The 16,578-nt window shown below is 58.4% G+C and carries 15 protein-coding genes; 7 read left to right on the top strand and 8 right to left on the bottom strand.

Annotated features, from left to right (window positions below):
• Nucleotides 1-73 precede the first annotated feature (73 nt).
• From bcp to DHN10_RS08745, 4 genes are all read left to right on the top strand, one after another.
• Nucleotides 74-541 (top strand): thioredoxin-dependent thiol peroxidase, encoded by a 468-nt coding sequence (gene bcp, locus DHN10_RS08760; protein WP_108814932.1) that lies wholly within the window; start codon nt 74-76, stop codon nt 539-541.
• Nucleotides 538-1,359, top strand: coding sequence for a ferritin-like domain-containing protein (locus DHN10_RS08755; protein ID WP_108814931.1), 822 nt, complete (start codon nt 538-540; stop codon nt 1,357-1,359). Before bcp ends, DHN10_RS08755 begins: the two co-directional genes overlap by 4 nt.
• A gap of 159 nt (nt 1,360-1,518) precedes the next feature.
• The gene (locus DHN10_RS08750) at nt 1,519-2,826 is read left to right on the top strand and encodes a M23 family metallopeptidase (RefSeq protein ID WP_199910653.1); all 1,308 of its coding nucleotides are present in this window, start codon (nt 1,519-1,521) and stop codon (nt 2,824-2,826) included.
• Entirely contained in the window at nt 2,816-3,313 is a 498-nt protein-coding gene (locus DHN10_RS08745; RefSeq protein WP_108814929.1) for a bactofilin family protein, read from the top strand. The genes DHN10_RS08750 and DHN10_RS08745 overlap by 11 nt, the downstream gene beginning before the upstream one ends.
• Before the next feature lie 51 nt (nt 3,314-3,364).
• Here the strand turns inward: DHN10_RS08745 and DHN10_RS08740 are convergent, their stop codons facing one another.
• From DHN10_RS08740 to DHN10_RS08725, 4 genes are all read right to left on the bottom strand, one after another.
• The gene (locus DHN10_RS08740) at nt 3,365-4,123 is read right to left on the bottom strand and encodes a DUF2189 domain-containing protein (RefSeq protein ID WP_234417084.1); all 759 of its coding nucleotides are present in this window, start codon (nt 4,121-4,123) and stop codon (nt 3,365-3,367) included.
• A complete protein-coding gene (locus DHN10_RS08735; RefSeq protein ID WP_234417083.1) occupies nt 4,120-5,496 on the bottom strand; it encodes an amidase in 1,377 nt (458 codons plus the stop codon). Before DHN10_RS08735 ends, DHN10_RS08740 begins: the two co-directional genes overlap by 4 nt.
• 36 nt (nt 5,497-5,532) lie before the next feature.
• A complete protein-coding gene (gene prfB, locus DHN10_RS08730) occupies nt 5,533-6,657 on the bottom strand; it encodes a peptide chain release factor 2 (RefSeq protein ID WP_108814927.1) in 1,125 nt (374 codons plus the stop codon).
• 79 nt (nt 6,658-6,736) lie between these two features.
• Complete coding sequence (locus DHN10_RS08725; RefSeq protein ID WP_108814926.1) at nt 6,737-9,253, bottom strand: penicillin-binding protein 1A; 2,517 nt, start codon at nt 9,251-9,253, stop codon at nt 6,737-6,739.
• 157 nt (nt 9,254-9,410) lie between these two features.
• On the opposite strand from DHN10_RS08725, the gene DHN10_RS08720 reads away from it, so the two are divergent.
• Nucleotides 9,411-10,019: a class I SAM-dependent DNA methyltransferase gene (locus DHN10_RS08720; protein ID WP_108814925.1), complete on the top strand. Its 609-nt coding sequence runs from the start codon at nt 9,411-9,413 to the stop codon at nt 10,017-10,019.
• Here the strand turns inward: DHN10_RS08720 and DHN10_RS08715 are convergent.
• Nucleotides 10,016-11,170, bottom strand: coding sequence for an N-acetylmuramoyl-L-alanine amidase (locus DHN10_RS08715; protein WP_108814924.1), 1,155 nt, complete (start codon nt 11,168-11,170; stop codon nt 10,016-10,018). The two genes, DHN10_RS08720 and DHN10_RS08715, sit on opposite strands and share 4 nt — an antisense overlap.
• Nucleotides 11,167-12,312 carry a pyridoxal phosphate-dependent aminotransferase gene (locus tag DHN10_RS08710; protein ID WP_108814923.1) on the bottom strand — a complete coding sequence of 382 codons (1,146 nt, stop codon included), beginning with the start codon at nt 12,310-12,312 and terminating at the stop codon, nt 11,167-11,169. The genes DHN10_RS08715 and DHN10_RS08710 overlap by 4 nt, the downstream gene beginning before the upstream one ends.
• A 119-nt stretch (nt 12,313-12,431) precedes the next feature.
• On the opposite strand from DHN10_RS08710, the gene DHN10_RS08705 reads away from it, so the two are divergent.
• Nucleotides 12,432-13,202: an MBL fold metallo-hydrolase gene (locus tag DHN10_RS08705; protein ID WP_108814922.1), complete on the top strand. Its 771-nt coding sequence runs from the start codon at nt 12,432-12,434 to the stop codon at nt 13,200-13,202.
• A 131-nt stretch (nt 13,203-13,333) separates the two neighbouring features.
• Nucleotides 13,334-13,990, top strand: coding sequence for a DUF2971 domain-containing protein (locus DHN10_RS08700; RefSeq protein WP_108814921.1), 657 nt, complete (start codon nt 13,334-13,336; stop codon nt 13,988-13,990).
• Between the two features lie 99 nt (nt 13,991-14,089).
• On the opposite strand, the gene ispG is transcribed toward DHN10_RS08700, so the two are convergent.
• Nucleotides 14,090-15,211: a flavodoxin-dependent (E)-4-hydroxy-3-methylbut-2-enyl-diphosphate synthase gene (gene ispG, locus DHN10_RS08695; RefSeq protein ID WP_108814920.1), complete on the bottom strand. Its 1,122-nt coding sequence runs from the start codon at nt 15,209-15,211 to the stop codon at nt 14,090-14,092.
• A 76-nt stretch (nt 15,212-15,287) separates the two neighbouring features.
• On the bottom strand, nt 15,288-16,490 hold the full coding sequence (locus tag DHN10_RS08690) for a helix-turn-helix domain-containing protein (protein WP_108814919.1): 1,203 nt from the start codon (nt 16,488-16,490) through the stop codon (nt 15,288-15,290).
• Between the last annotated feature and the right edge of the window lie 88 nt (nt 16,491-16,578).

Here is a 16,578-nt window from a genome sequence, read left to right as displayed (position 1 = left end):
GGCCACCCCTTTATCTTTCACGGAACGGGGCTAAAACAAAACCAAGAAACGTCACCAGCCCAAGGACATCCCCATGACCCAGCCCGCCGTCGGCGACCAAGCGCCTGCCATCAGCCTGCCCCGCGACGGGGGCGAAACCGTCAATCTGTCCGATTTTGCGGGCAAAAAGATCGTGCTTTATTTCTACCCAAAGGACGACACACCCGGCTGCACCAAAGAGGCGATCGGCTTTACCGGCATGGTCGATGCTTTCGCCGCTTTGGACACGGTGATCCTTGGTGTGTCCAAAGACAGCGTCAAAAAGCACGACAAATTCGTAGCCAAGCATGATCTGAAAATCGCCCTGTTGTCGGATGAAGACGGCGACCTGTGCGAACGTTACGGCACCTGGGTCGAGAAAAACATGTATGGCCGCACGTATATGGGGATCGAGCGGGCGACCTATCTAATTGGTGCCGACGGCAAGATCGCGCAGGTCTGGCGCAAAGTACGCGTGCCCGGCCATGTGGATGCGGTGCTGGAAGCGGTGCGCGCGGCATGACGCTAACGGAAATGGCAGTCGCGGTACTGACAACCGCTGACGGGCGCGCCAAGACCGCCCTTTCGCGCCAATACGCCAAGGTCTGGCAAGAGGCGCGCAAAGCAGGAGAAGAGATCGCGATTGGCGACGCCCAACCGCCGCTGTTTCCGGCGCGCCCGGACAGGCCAGAATTGTTGAACCCGCGTGATGTACCCCATCGCAAACCCGGATCAGAGGCCGGGCGCATCGCCTTGTTACATGCGGTCGCCCATATCGAATTGAACGCTGTTGACCTGCACTGGGACATCATTGCGCGCTTTGCGGACACGCCATTGCCGCGGGGTTATTATGATGATTGGGTCAAGGCTGCAGACGAAGAATCCAAACATTTCAATCTGATGTGCGACTGTCTTGAAGCAATGGGCAGTCACTACGGCGCATTACCTGCCCATGCCGGCATGTGGCGTGCGGCCGAAGACACAGTCGATGATCTGATGGGGCGGCTTGCCGTGGTGCCGATGGTGCTAGAGGCGCGCGGGCTCGACGTCACACCGGGGATGATCAAGATCTTCAAACAGGCCAAACTGACCCAAGCGGTCGACGCACTTGAAGTGATCTATGCGGAAGAGGTGCATCACGTGGCTTATGGGTCCAAATGGTTCCACTTCCTTTGCGGGCGGCATGATCTGGACCCCACCGGCGTGTTCCACGATTTGGTGCGCAAGTATTTTCACGGCAACCTCAAACCACCCTTCAACGAAGAAAAGCGGGCCGAGGCCGGGATCCCGCCAGACTTCTACTGGCCCCTCGCGGGCATCGATCCTATCACCCGAAAGTGAGCCGATGCATCGGCGGGTCCTTGCGCAGAACGCCTTTACGCTATGGCACTTAGCGAAAAACAAGCGCAAAAATCTTGCAGGATCGGCCCGGCCTGCGTAAACGAGGTGGGACCGCCAAAAAGAAGCTTGGCATTTGAACGGGACAGGGCAGAGACAATCGTGAGATCACGACTGACAGCACGCATTCACGGAATGCTCGAACGCGTCTTTCCAGAGCGGCGACTTTTTCTGCGTTCGGATACTGAGACCCGGTTCATCCGACTGAAACCCGAAACGCAACTGGTCGCCTGGACCGGCAGCATCATCGTTGTCGCCTGGACCATTATCGCCACCGCCATCTTGCTGATGGACAGCATTGGCGCAGGCAACTTTCGCGCGCAGGCCCAGCGGGACCAGCTGACCTATGAACAACGCCTGAACGCCCTATCCTCAGAACGCGACGCCCGCGCAATGGAGGCATTGGCGGCGCAGGAACGCTTTACCTCGGCGCTCCAGCAAATCTCGATCATGCAGACCGAACTGCTGGCCACCGAAGAAAAGCGACGCGAGCTTGAAACCGGGATGGAGGTTGTTCAAGCCACTCTGCGCGATGCCATGCGCGCCCGCGAAGAGGCCCGCGATCAAGTGGCAGCCCTTACGGCAGAAGATAACGCCGCTCCTTCTGCCTCGATCAGCGAAGATGCCGCTGGCACGGTCGATCTGCTGGCCACCGCGTTGGCCGAAACCGCATCAGAACGTGATCAGATCGCGGCGGATGCCGAAAACGCCATCACCGTGGCGCAGGAGATGCAGCTAGAGCTGCGGCTTTTGCAGGAACGTAACGATCAGATTTTCCGCCAACTGGAAGAGGCGATGCTGGTCTCGGTCGAACCGCTGGATGATATGTTCCGCGCTGCGGGCATGAACCCCGATAACCTGATTGATCAGGTGCGCCGCGGGTATTCTGGCACTGGCGGTCCGCTAACGCCCATTCAGTTCTCGACCCGCGGCGGGGAACCTGACCCGGACGCCCTGCGCGCCAATGCGATCCTGACCGCGATGGACCGGATCAACCTTTACCGGATTGCCGCTGAAAAAGCGCCCTTCTCAATCCCGGTCAAATCGAACTTTCGTTATACCTCTAGCTTTGGGCCACGCTGGGGGCGAATGCATAATGGTACCGATTTTGCCGGGCCCATCGGCACGCCGATCTACACAACCGCGGATGGCGTTGTAACTCATGCAGGCTGGTCGTCGGGATATGGCCGATTGATCAAAATCCGGCATGACTTTGGCATTGAAACACGCTATGCGCATCTTAATGCGATGGATGTCCGCGTCGGCCAAAGGGTCTCGCGCGGCGAACGTATCGGTGCTATGGGGAATTCTGGTCGCTCGACTGGCCCCCACCTTCACTACGAGGTCCGTGTGAACGGAATCCCCGTCAACCCCATGACCTATATAAGAGCTGGACAGAATGTTTTCTAAATCCAAAATCAATGAGCCCGGGCCAAAGGCGTCCGAAACCGACACAAGCACCGCCCCTCAGGCGGCCAAGCCCACCGACAGCGCACCGGTTACTCCCAAAGCCAAGCCTGCGGCCTCTGTGTTGTCCTCTGATCTGCTGATCACCGGCAACCTTAAGACAAGCGGCGACATCAAAGTCGAAGGTCAGGTCGAAGGCGACGTTCGCGCCCACCTGCTGACCGTCGGCGAAGGGGCCACCGTCAAAGGCGAAGTGGTTGCCGATGATGTTGTGGTCAATGGCCGTGTTGTGGGCCGTGTGCGTGGATTGAAGGTGCGCCTGACATCAACCGCGCGGGTTGAGGGTGACATCATCCACAAGACCATCGCCATCGAATCCGGTGCGCATTTTGAAGGGTCCGTGCAGCGTCAGGATGACCCGCTTGCGACAGGTGCAAAGAAGATGCCAACGACCCCTGCCGCAGAGACAAAGCCTGCTGCAAAACCCTAAGCGACGCATCATCATCAGATTGAAAAGGCGCCCCATCGACGGGCGCCTTTTTCATTGGGCGTGCAACGCGCGCCGATAAAGATGCCATGTGGCATGTCCCAGGATCGGTAACACGACGATCAGTCCCAGAAACCAGGGGATCAGCGCCAGAACCGAGAGCACCGCAATCAACGCCGCCCAGACCAGCATCACCGGCAGATTGGCCCGTACCGCTGCAAGGCTGGTAAGCATCGCCGTGACAAAATCAACCTCGCGGTCCAGCACCATTGGCAGGCTCATCACCGTAAGCGAGAACAACAAGAAGGCCAGAACCGCCCCAATCCCAAGCTCTACCGCGATCATTGTCAGCCCGTTGGGCGTTAGAAAAACGGCATAGCTTTGCGAGATATTGGTCATCGTGGACAGCCCCATGAACAGCGCAAAGATCATATGCGCCAAAAACGTCCAGAACAGGAAATAGACCACGATCAGCGCGCCCAGCCATGGCAATTGCCGCGTGCGTTCCTGCCAGACAATCCCCAAGACACCGCGCCATTCCAGCGGGTCGCCCTGTTCCAACCGGCGACTGACCTCGTATAATCCGGCAGCAGCAAAAGGTGCGACCAAGGGAAACCCCAGCGATGTGGCCAATGTCCATGTGACATGCCCCGCCCCCAGCCAAAGCATCGCAAAGCCGCCCACCACATAGACGGCACTGAAAAACAGCCCGAACTGCGGTGCGCGCCGGAAATCCTGCATGCCTGCACGCAGGACAGCGCCAATATCGGCAAACGTCACCTGTTTGACCGTTGACTGTATTTTCCCTGTCATGCGCGCGCCTCCTCCCATGCCTGCCCCAATTGCAGCACCGAGAGATCGGCCCCGCGCGGCCCGGCAATCTGCAATCCCATCGGGCGCGGGCCGTCGATTGGGACGGCCAGACAGGGCAGCCCAATCAGGCTCACCGGTACTACAATTTCCATCCAGCGGTGATAGGTATCCATCGCAACTCCGCCAATGTGCTTTGGCCAGTGCCAGTCAATTGGGAACGGCCAGCATTGGGCGGTAGGCAGGACAAAGGCATCATAGGTTTCAAACAGTGCGCCCGCCGCGCGATACCAATCGGACCGCAACGCGCTTGCGCGCTGGATCTGCTGACCGGTCAGCGCCCGCCCCTGCGCGACCTCCCAAATCGCCTCGGGCTTGAGTTGGTCACGCAATTCTGGCTGATCATAGATCGGCCCCAGTGATGCAGCGACAGCAAAAGAACGCAGGGTGATCCACGCCTCCCAGATCGCATCGGCGGCGAAGGGCGGTTTGACCGCCTCAACCGTGCAACCCATCTGGGCAAAGCGCCCTACCGCTGCCTCTGCCGCCTGTTGCACGCCGTCCTCCATCGGATAGGCCCCGCCCCAATCGGCCAGCCACGCGATCCGGCGTCCTTTCACATCAGCCCTAATGCGGCCTGCAAACGCGTCATTTGGCAACCCCAAAGGCTGGCGTGGGTCCGGCCCCGATTGCACATCCAGCAGCAAAGCCACGTCACGCGGACAGCGCGCCATAGGCCCGCCCGTTGACAGCTGATGCATGAACATATCCCCGAGCGGCTCTGACGGGACACGGCCCCATGTCGGGCGCATCCCATAGACCCCGTTCCAGCCCGCCGGATTGCGCAGGCTGCCCATCATGTCAGAACCATCGGCCAAACACACCATATGCCGCGCAAGGGCCACAGCAGCACCGCCCGACGACCCGCCCGCACTGGTCCCCGGCATCAGCGCATTCTGCGTGGCACCAGCAACTGGGTTGAACGTATGACTGCCCAGACCGAATTCTGGCGTGTTGGTTTTGCCAATAACAATGGCACCGGCGTCTTGCATGCGCTGCACCATCATATCGCTTTGCGCAGCGACAGAACCCGCAAACAAGGGCGAGCCTTGTGAGGTTGGCAGGCCAGCGACATTTGCCAGATCCTTTACCGCTATCGGAATGCCATGCAGCGGGCCGTGTGGGCCTTGCTGATCTGCGGCACGGGCTTCTGCCAGCAAAGCATCACCGTCGCGCAGCGACACGATTGCATTGACCGATGGGTTTTCAGCGGCAATTTGATCCAGTGTCGCCTGCATCACCTCGGCAGCCGACACCTGCCGGGTTGCCAAAGCTGCCGTCAGTTGGTGCGCCGTCCATGTCATAAACTCTGCCATACGCCATCCAAACGCGGGACGGCGAGCTTGGCAAGGCTACTCTGCGTTGGCCTCGGCCCGGCTCTTGCCGGATACATCCATCGCCAGCGTCGCCGCCATCAAACCATCCAGATCACCGTCCAGAACGCCTTTGGTGTCGGATGTCTCGAAATTCGTGCGCAGGTCTTTGACCATCTGGTAGGGCTGCAACACATAAGACCGGATCTGATTGCCCCAGCCTGCGTCGCCAGCGTTCTCATGCGCTTCATTCACGAGGGCTGATCGCTTGTCCAACTCGATTTGATAAAGCCGGGATTTCAAGGCTTTCATCGCAATATCGCGGTTCTGGTGTTGGGATTTTTCGGAACTGGTCACGACGATCCCCGTTGGCGCGTGGGTGATCCGCACGGCCGAGTCGGTGGTGTTCACGTGCTGCCCGCCCGCACCCGACGACCGGTAAGTATCAATGCGAATGTCCGAAGGGTTCACCTCGATCTCGATGTTGTCATCCACCACCGGATAGACCTTTACGGAGGTGAACGAAGTGTGGCGCTTGGCGGCGCTGTCAAAGGGCGAAATGCGCACCAGACGATGCACGCCGCTTTCGGATTTCAGCCAGCCATAGGCGTTATGGCCGCTGATCTTGTAAGAGGCGGATTTGATGCCTGCCTCATCACCGGCCTGCTCGGCCTGCAATTCAACCTTATAGCCCTTCTTTTCGGCCCAACGCACATACATGCGCGCCAGCATGTTGGCCCAATCGCAGGACTCAGTACCGCCAGCGCCTGCGTTGATCTCAAGGAAGGTGTCATTGGCGTCAGCCTCACCGTCCAGCAGAGCTTCCAACTCTTTCTTGGCAGCTTTGTCAGCGAGTTTCAGCATCGCGGCTTCGGCCTCGGCCACCACTTCGGTGTCCTCTTCCATCTCGCCCAACTCGATCAGTTCGATGTTGTCGGACAGCTCTTGCTTGATGCCGTCATGGTTCGCCATTGCATCCACCAGCAACTGGCGATCACGCATCAGTTTCTGTGCCGCTTCGGGATCATCCCACAAGGTCGGATCCTCAACACGGGCGTTGAATTCTTCCAGCCGATGCGGTGCCGTTTCCACATCCATCCGCTGCGCCAGCAGGGCCAGCGATTTTTCAATCGCCTCCACAGTATTTTGGATTTCCGCGCGCATGGGGCACCTATTCAGGGATGGGTCAGTTTGATTGTCGATTTGGTCTTAACGCGCAGCCGCGCGGGCGACAAGCGCAAGGTCAGTAAAGACCGCCCGTCGACAGCGTACCAAAGGTCGCCTTGTCACCAACAGTTGCGGTTTCGCCTGTGGATGTCGTGACCTGGCGCTGCGTGCGCGGCACCTCATCAAACAGCGGCAGATCAGCCGCCATTGCAAAACCACCATCAAACATAATGCCAAACAGCGGCTCTTCGCCGGGGCGGAAGCATTCGCCGATCACGTTTTCACCAGCAGCACCCACCGGCAGGCGTGCGCCGCTAAAGCGGTCAATATTGATGAACTGGCAATCAGCAGGCACGTCAAACGGGCCAGAACCCAGCTTTTCGATTGCCTCACCCATAAAGCGGTTAAAGACCGGGCCGCAGATCCCACCACCAGAAGCGCCACGCCCCAAGGTACGCGGCGTGTCATACCCGATGTAACAACCCGCGACGATGTTGGATGAAAAGCCAATGAACCACACGTCCTTGGCCTCGTTTGTTGTGCCGGTCTTACCTGCAATTGGCACCGGCAGGTTGACCGTACCACTGGCCGTGCCGCGCTGCACAACGCCGCGCATCATCGAGGTCAGCTGATAGGCCGTGATTTCATTCATCACCCGGTCGCGGTTGGTCACGATCCGCGGCCCTTCGCCTTCGGCAAGCACTGCATTGTTGCAGTCCACGCAGGTGCGTTGGTCATGGCGATAGACAGTGTTGCCGTAACGATCCTGCACGCGGTCTACCAATGTCGGCTCGACCCGCTCACCGCCGTTGGCGAACATCGCATAGGCCGCAACCATCTTGAACAGCGTGGTTTCGTCAGAGCCAAGCGAGGCCGCAAGCACCCGGTTCATGTCTTCATAAACGCCAAAGCGTTCGGCATAGCGCCCAACCGTATCAATCCCGATCTCTTGTGCCAGACGAATGGTCATCAGGTTCCGAGACCGCTCAATCCCGGTGCGCATCGGGGTTGGGCCGTAGAACTGGTTCGATGAATTGCGCGGGCGCCAGGTGCCTTGCGGCGTGTTGATCGTAATCGGCGCATCCACAATGATCGTGGCCGGGGAATAGCCACTGTCGAGGGCGGCAGCATAGACAAAGGGCTTGAACGAAGATCCCGGCTGACGCTGCGCCTGTGTTGCCCGATTGAACACCGAATGCTGATAGCTAAAGCCACCCTGCATTGCGATCACACGGCCGGTGTTGACGTCCATCGCCATGAACCCACCCTGCACTTCCGGCACCTGCCGCAAGGACCAGTTCTGGAAATTGCCGTCACCATCAACGGCGCGACGCACATGCACCACATCGCCGGCGGTGAAATTGTCGAAGAAGTCACCGATCAGCCAACGGATATCTGCGCGCGGCACGGTGGAAGGTTCAGCCTCAGTCGCTTCGATTCCTTCAATGCCAATGGTCAGCGTATTCTCGGCCACATCCAGAATGACCGCCGGGTACCACTGTCCGCCATAATCCACATCGCGCGGCACGTTCACGTTTGCCAAGGCTGCGCGCCAAAGTGTTTCATCACCAAGCGCGTCTTCCGCAATCGTTTCCCCGGTTCCACGCCATTCGCCGCTTTCGCGGTCATAATCCTCAAGTGCGCGCTGCAAGGAATGCGCAGCTGTCACCTGTAACTCAGGATCAATCGTCGCCCGGATCGACAAACCACCCGAGAAGAATTCCTCTTCACCAAAGTTCTGGCTTAGCTGGCGTCGGATTTCATCGGTAAAGTAATCACGCTCTGGCAGGCTGTCGCGGAAATCATCATAGTCACCGCCTTGAACGGACAGCAAAGGCGCTTCGCGTTCTGCGTCATAGGTCGCCTGATCAATATAGCCGTTCTCGAACATCTCGCGCAGCGTGTTGTTGCGCCAGAAAATCGCCGCATCACGATCGCGGACCGGGTGGCGGTTACTGGGCGATTTTGGCAGGGACGCCAGATAAGCCGCTTCGCCCGGAGTGAGTTCTGTCAGCGGTTTGTTGAAATAAGTCAGCGCGGCGGCAGTCACACCAAAGCTGTTCTGACCCAGAAAAATCTCGTTGAGATACAGTTCAAGAATACGCTCTTTCGGCATCGCACCTTCGATGCGGACCGCCAGAATGATCTCTTTGATCTTGCGCTCAATCGACCGCGAGCCATCCAGAAGGAAGTTCTTCATCACCTGTTGGGTGATGGTGGATGCACCACGGACATTCTCACCACGCGATTCAACCGCATCCACAAAGGCCGAAACCATACCCATGGCGTCATAGCCGGAGTGCTCGTAGAAATTCTTATCCTCAGCGGAGATAAATGCCTGTTTGACGATATCGGGAATTTCCTCGGCCGGAGTGAACAAACGCCGCTCGACCGCGAATTCATCAATGATGCGCCCCTCGCCCGAATAGATCCGGCTGATGGTCTTGGGGGTGTACTGCGACAACGTCTCGTAGCTGGGCAGATCGCGCCCATACATGTAAAGAACGCCACCCACGACAAGCGCGCCCATGACAAGGCCAAGGGTCAAAAGCGTGAAAAGACCGCCAAAAAACGAAGAAATAAAGCGCAACATGGGCGGTGATACAGTCCTGTTTGTTTTGTCTCTATATACTTGGACGTGGCCCGATGGTCAAAAGACCAATTGTCCCGTTCGGCTATAACGTGCCGCCTTGCTGTTCACATCTCGAAGAGGTCTTGTGCAGGAACTGGCCAGACGCCATGCAGGCGCCATGCAAGCAGATGATGTGATCGAGACCTATGAACGCGTTGGCCAGACCTGGGCCAAGCAGCGCAACCGCAACCTGATGGAAAAACAGTGGCTGGACAGGTTTCTGGCCGCCGCCCCCCGCAATGCCGGACGTAGCCATGTGCTTGATCTGGGATGCGGATCGGGTCAGCCCATCGCCACCTATCTGTCAGAGCGTGGCCTGCGGATCACGGGCGTGGATGCAACTGAAACGATGACAGCGCTTTATGCGCAAAACCTGCCTGCGGCAAAGGTGGTGCAGGCTGATATGCGCGGGCTGGCGCTGGATCAGACGTTTGACGCGATACTCGCATGGAACAGCTTCTTTCATCTTTCGGCGGCAGATCAGCGCCCGATGTTTGCGACGTTCGCCGCCCACGCCGCCCCTCGTGCCGCGCTGATGTTCACTTCGGGTCATATCGCAGGCGAAGCGATCGGCAGCGTGGCCGACGCACCGATCTATCACGCGTCACTCGATCCTGACGAATACCGGCAATTGCTGAAAGAGGCAGGTTTTAAGGTCCTGCGCTACACGCCCGAAGACCCCAATTGCGGACAGCACACCGTCTGGCTGGCGCAGTTTCATCCCTAACGGGCCAGCAACGCCACGGTCCCTGTGATGGCGGCAATGATCTTGTCGCGGCCTTCACGGGTTGCCAGCACAGCGCGGTCGTCGGCGTTAGATAGGAATCCAACTTCGATCAGGACACTGGGAAAATCCGCCGCCGTCAGAACCGCAAACTGCCCTTCCCGGCGTGGGCGCGTATTCATGCGCACGCCTTCGGTGGCCATCGCCGTGGCAAGCGCATCGGCAAAACGCCGGGCGGCGGGGCCGGTTTCAGCGCGCGCCAGATCCATCAGCGCCGTCGCGACCCGGTCCTCTGAGGCGCTCAGATCGACACCCGCCAACAAATCACCGCGTTCATGACGTTCCACAATCCGCTGGGATGCTGCGGTGCCCCCATCCGACGACAAGGTGTAGACCGACGCGCCACGCGCCTCGTCCACTTCCAGCGCATCCGCATGCAGCGAAATCATCAAATCCGCGCCAACCTGCCGCGCTATGGTCAGCCGTGCGGACAGTGGCACAAAGATATCTCCGTTCCGGGTCAGCACCGGTTTGACCTTCGGCACCTCGGCCAGACTGACCGCCAGTTCTGCCGCCAGCAGCAACATCAGATCGGCCTCTTTGATGCCGCCTTGGCTGGCGCCGGGATCAATACCGCCATGGCCGGGATCGATGACCACAACAAAATCTTCACTGCGGGCAATCTGCGCGGCTTCCTGACTGTCAAAACCGGTGACAACCTCCCAGCCCGGATCGGGCGGCGCACCGCTGGCGGCGGCAAACTCCAGCTCCGATGCCTGCTCTAGCACCAGCGACAAAGCAGCCCCTTGGGGGTGCGTCACCATGCCTGCTTCGGCAATGATCAGCGGCTCGGCCAGATCAATGACCATGCGCGACCAGCCGGGACGTAAGGGGCCAAAGCGCACAGCAGTGGCGCGATCCCCTGACAGCATCGCATCCGGATCAAGACCGCCGAAATCCACCGCCTCAAAATCCAGAACCAGACGACGCGGGGCATCCAGTGTGAAGACGCGGTAAGGAACAATCTCGCTCAGCCCCAGTGCGACCTCTAACTTCCACCAACCATCACGCACAGCGCTGCGTTCAGGATCAAACGTGGCTTGGGCGTGGCCCATTGTGGCCAGACACAGCACTGCCAGAACCCAACGGATCATGATGCGCGCGCCTGCATGAACCGGGCCAGACGGGCCAACCCTTCGCGGATATCTTGCGTTGAACGGGCATAGGAAAAACGCAGCCAGTGATGCCCGCGCCTGGTATCAAAATCGAGGCCGGGGGTCACAGCGACACCTGCCTTTTCAAGGATTTCATCGGCAAACCCCAAGGCATCATCGGTATAGTCCGACACATCAACATAGACGTAAAATGCCCCATCGGGCGGGGCAAACCGGGTGAGGCCTGCCGCCTGCAAGCCTTCAATCATCAAAGCCCGGTTCGCCGCATAGACGGCCTTGTTGGCCTCCAACTCTTCAGTGCAATCCATTGCATGTAAGGCCAGACGCTGGGCGGCGTGGGGGGCGCAGATGAACATGTTCTGGGCCAATCGCTCAACGCGGCGCACATGGTCTTGCGGCACGATCATCCAACCGACACGCCAGCCGGTCATGGAAAAATACTTGGAAAACGAATTCACCACATAGACGTCATCCGTGACCTGCAAAGCGGTCGCAGGCGCAGTGTCATAATCAATTCCATGGTCAATCTCGTCCGAGATCAGTGCTGCATCCCGCGCCGCACATGCATCCGCCAAAGCGGCCAGTTCAGGCCGATCCAGCATGGTGCCGGTCGGGTTCGCAGGCGAGGCGATAATCAAACCGTCCAAATCATGCGCTGCCACATCTTCGGGGCGCGGCTGAAACCGCTGGGCAAAGGTTGTGGGGATATCCACCGGGGTCAGGCCGACAGCTTTCAAAATCTGCCGGTAAGATGGGTAGCATGGCGTGCCCAACCCAACGCGGGCGTCGTTGTCAAAAAGCGCTGAGAACGCAAGCAAGAAGGCACCAGAGGCCCCGCTAGTGATCACCACACGGCCGGGATCCAGATCGACACCATACCAATCGGCGTAATGGCGGGCGATCCGAGCGCGCAGCTCTGGCAGGCCAAGGCCCACGGTATAGCCCAGCGGATCAGTCATCTCGGCAATCAAAGCAGCCTTCGCGGCCTCCGGCGCACCGGTGCCGGGTTGACCCACTTCCATATGGATAATGTGGCGCCCGGCCGCCTCGGCCCGCCGGGCCGCTTCCATCACGTCCATCACAATGAACGGATCAACATCGCCGCGTGTTGAGTGTCGCATCTGCCGCCTCACGTTTCTTGGCACCTGTGTGCCCGCGACAGCAGGGGCGCGTCAATGCGCAATGGACGGGCGCGCAATCTGCGCTAGTTTAAAAGCAGGATAACGAAAGGACACCAGCCATGCACACCCGCCGCAGATTCCTTAGCTCAGCCGCCGCCGCTGGCGGGATCACCCTTTTGCCCTACCGGGTCAACGCCGCAAGCCACGGCGCGCACGACAGCTTTGCCTCGGCCACGGGCGAGGTGATCGTGACACCCAAAAGCCACGCCTCTTTTGTGATGGAGACACCGGCAGGTACGATTTACGTCGATCCCGTGGGCGAAGCGTCACTTTATGCGGATATGCCTACGCCTGACCTGATTCTGATCACCCACGAACACGGCGACCACTACAATCCCGCAACATTGGGCGCGATTGCCGGGGCCGACACCGTGATGATCAGCAACCCCGCCGTCTACAGCATGCTGCCTGCCCAGATGCAGGCTAAAACGACATCTGTCGGCAATGGCGACAGCACCAGTGCAATCGGTGTCAGCGTGGACGCGATCCCGGCCTACAACACAACGCAGGAGCGCTTGAACTTCCATCCGCAAGGGCGCGACAACGGCTATGTCGTGACGGTGGATGGGCTGCGCATCTATATCTCTGGCGACACCGAAGACATCCCCGAAATGCGCAGCTTGCAGAATATCGACATTGCCTTTGTTTGCATGAACCTGCCGTTCACCATGGACGCCGAGGCGGCAGCATCGGCGGTCAATGAATTCGCACCCACCTATGTCTATCCCTACCACTATCGGGGGCGGGATGACGGCACACAGGACCCAGCGAAATTTGCAGGAATGCTGGAAGGGGATAGCGAGGCGAAGATGGGAGCGTGGTACGGGTGAAACAACCGAAGCAGCCAAGTATATGGTGTGGCGGCTTAGCGGGACGGAGCGGTCATTTGTTCAGGCGCTGCCAATGTCCGCAGTCGACCCACTGCGTTGTGCAGTCGCGCGATCAACGTTAGACAAACAGCATGCGTGTCTACAAATTTTATCCTGCCAAATGGGGGCTCGAAGCTCTGTCGAAGCGGCGCCTCAAGGTATCTCCGATTGATGAATTGAATGATCCATTTGAGTACTTGTCACTTGATCTGGGTGACAAGAGTGTACGCGCTTGGGCGAAGCGATTTCGGGAAACAGTCTCTCAAGATAATGGAATCATCTCGTTTTCAAGAAATTGGTTTCAACCTTTGATGTGGGCGCACTACGCCGACTCGCACAAAGGCCTCGCGCTTGGTTTTGAGGTGCCCGACGACCTTCTTTTCAAAATCAATTATGTCGATAAAAGGATAAAGCCTGCAAGCGATGTCGATGTTTCCAAGTCTTCGATGGAAGTCCTAATCCACAGATTACTACGGACAAAGCATATAGAATGGTCCTACGAGGACGAGTATCGGTTGGTTCGTCCACTCGAAAACTGCGTTTGTGAAGGCGATAAATTCTTTGCAGCGTTCAACGACAAGGCCATCCTGAAAGAAGTTGTCTTAGGTGCGAGGTATCAAACTTCAGATGCCGAAAAACTCTCGTCTGAATTGAAATTTGAGCGCGTCATTTTTCAAACTGCTCGTGCCGAGTTTAGGGGATTTCGAATGACACCTCAGAAATTAGCTGGCCTTCAAAAACAGCTTTGAGCCTCTGGAACTACTTCGGCGCATTGCAGACACAGGTATTGTCCGCAGCATCATACACATTAGGCTCAAACCAGCCATTCAGGTCTGTTATCCGTCCCCCTACTCCGCCGCCGCACTCAGCGCTTCTAGCTCTGCTGCCTTCTTCTCAACCTGTTCCACAATGTGATCGACCATATCGTCGTTGGATTGCTTGTGACTTTGCTTGCCCGCCAGATAGACCATGCCTGATCCGGCCCCGCCGCCGGTGAAGCCGACGTCGGTCATCAGCGCCTCGCCCGGCCCGTTCACCACACAGCCGATGATCGACAGCGACATGGGCGTCTTGATGTGTTCCAGCCGCTTTTCCAGCGCCTCAACCGTTTTGATCACCTCAAACCCCTGCCGCGCGCAGGACGGGCAGGAAATGATGTTCACGCCGCGGTGGCGCAACCCAAGGGATTTGAGGATTTCATACCCCACCTTCACCTCTTCCACCGGATCGGCGGACAAGCTGACACGGATCGTGTCGCCGATCCCCATCCACAGCAGATTGCCCAGACCAATAGCAGATTTGATGGTGCCCGAGGTCAGACCACCCGCCTCGGTGATGCCCAGATGGATCGGCGCATCCGTTGCTTCGGCCAATTGTTGATAGGCGGCCGCAGCCATGAACACGTCAGACGCCTTGCAAGAGATTTTGAATTCGTGGAAATCATTATCTTGCAGGATTTTGATATGGTCGAGACCGCTTTCCACCATCGCATCGGGACACGGCTCACCGTATTTATCCAATAGATGCTTTTCCAAAGACCCCGCGTTCACACCGATACGGATCGAACAATTATGGTCACGCGCGGCCTTGATCACCTCTTTGACACGCTTTTCATCGCCGATATTGCCAGGATTGATGCGCAGGCAAGCCGCCCCCGCCTCTGCCGCCTCAATCCCACGTTTGTAGTGGAAATGGATGTCGGCCACGATGGGCACGGACACCTCGGGCACAATCTGCTTGAGCGCCGCACTCGACGCCTCATCGGGTATCGAGATGCGCACAATATCGGCACCAGCCTCTGCTGCTGCCTGCACCTGTTCAATCGTCGCTTTGATATCTGTGGTCAGCGTGTTCGTCATTGTCTGCACGGTGATCGGGGCGTCGCCGCCGACAGGGACGTTACCCACCATAATTTGGCGGGATTTGCGGCGATAAATGTTACGCCACGGACGGATATGATTTAGGGACATGGGGCCAGCCTATGAAAGCATCTGTTGGGGCCAACCTATGCGGCAAAACCAGCGCCAGCAAGGCCGCGCGCTGCGACTATTCAGCCGGTGCGACGGGCGCAACCTGTGCGACATTCACGATCCCGGCAAGATCAGTGTCAGCAGATAAATCCGCAACAGCAAAAGCCTGGGTCAGACTTTGCGTGGTCAGTTCAACATTCGATGTCACTGTGCCGGTCTGGCCAACCGGGCCATAATGTACGCCGTTGACAGCAAAATACATCGCGCCACTTTCACCCACACGCAGGCTGGCGGGTTCCTCGGTGGAAGGCACGACAAAGTTCTGTCCCGGCTCCATCACACCTTCAAAGATCACTGCGCCATTGGCCGCGCGCACCCGCACCCAAGCCGGACGCACGGCAACCAGTTGCAGCTCTGGCACGTCGGGTTCGACAACCTGAATTGGCGCGGGTTGTGGCATATCAAGGGCAGCAAGTTCGGTGGCGGGCGAACCGGACACGGTTGCTTGCGGCACCAGCGCGCCGATTGTATCGCGGCTGAGCGTCGAAATCGGGGCGTCACGGGCGACCAGAACCGGCACGTCAAGCGCTTGCGGGCGATACAGCCGGTCAAGCGCTTCGGCGGTGGGCGCTTCAAATCCAGCCAACGCATCAACAGGTTGGATCGCGTTGGTGGCACCGGCCAAAGGATCAAGGTCAGAGACAACAACAGGCGCCTGTTCAACAGGCGCAAACTGCACCTTCTGGACCTCTTGCAGGACGGTCCAGCCGCCAAAACCCAAACCGCTGATCAAGGCGACAAGCACCAAAACGGACCCTATGGCGCGCGGCTCAATACCCGACAAAACGGCATCGCCTGCAGGCACGAAAGGCGTCGCAGAAGCAGAAAAGATATCTTTGCCGATAGCGGCCGAGGACGGATCAAAGGTTTTGCCTTTCAGCGATGAGGCCTCTGCCGACATGCCGTGGGCCGTCGCAAATCCGCTTTCCTCGCAGAAGGTGTCAAAGGCGTGATCGGGATCCATGTTCAGATAGCGGGCATAGGACCGCACATAACCGGCGATAAAGCCTGGCGTATCAAAAGCAGAAGGATCGGCATTTTCGATGGCAGCGATATAGGCGGCCTTGATTTTGAGCTCGCGCTGCACGTCCAACAGGCTCTTGCCCATTGTCGCACGTTCACCGCGCATCAAATCACCAAGACGCAATTCATAGTCGTCAAACCCTTTGGTTTGAACGTCCTCCTGTGCGTCTTCACGCTTGAAGGTAATCCCGATCATCGACTGTCCCGTCGCTCAATGCCCCTAAACTGCTCACTTTTTCCGAATCGAGGACGGCGAGCAATCTGACACCGTCATAGCATGTCAG

It is taken from the genome of Loktanella sp. Alg231-35 (genome assembly GCF_900143545.1).
In the GTDB taxonomy this organism is placed as follows: Bacteria; Pseudomonadota; Alphaproteobacteria; order Rhodobacterales; family Rhodobacteraceae; genus Yoonia.
This window is presented reverse-complemented; position numbering and strand designations above follow the sequence as displayed.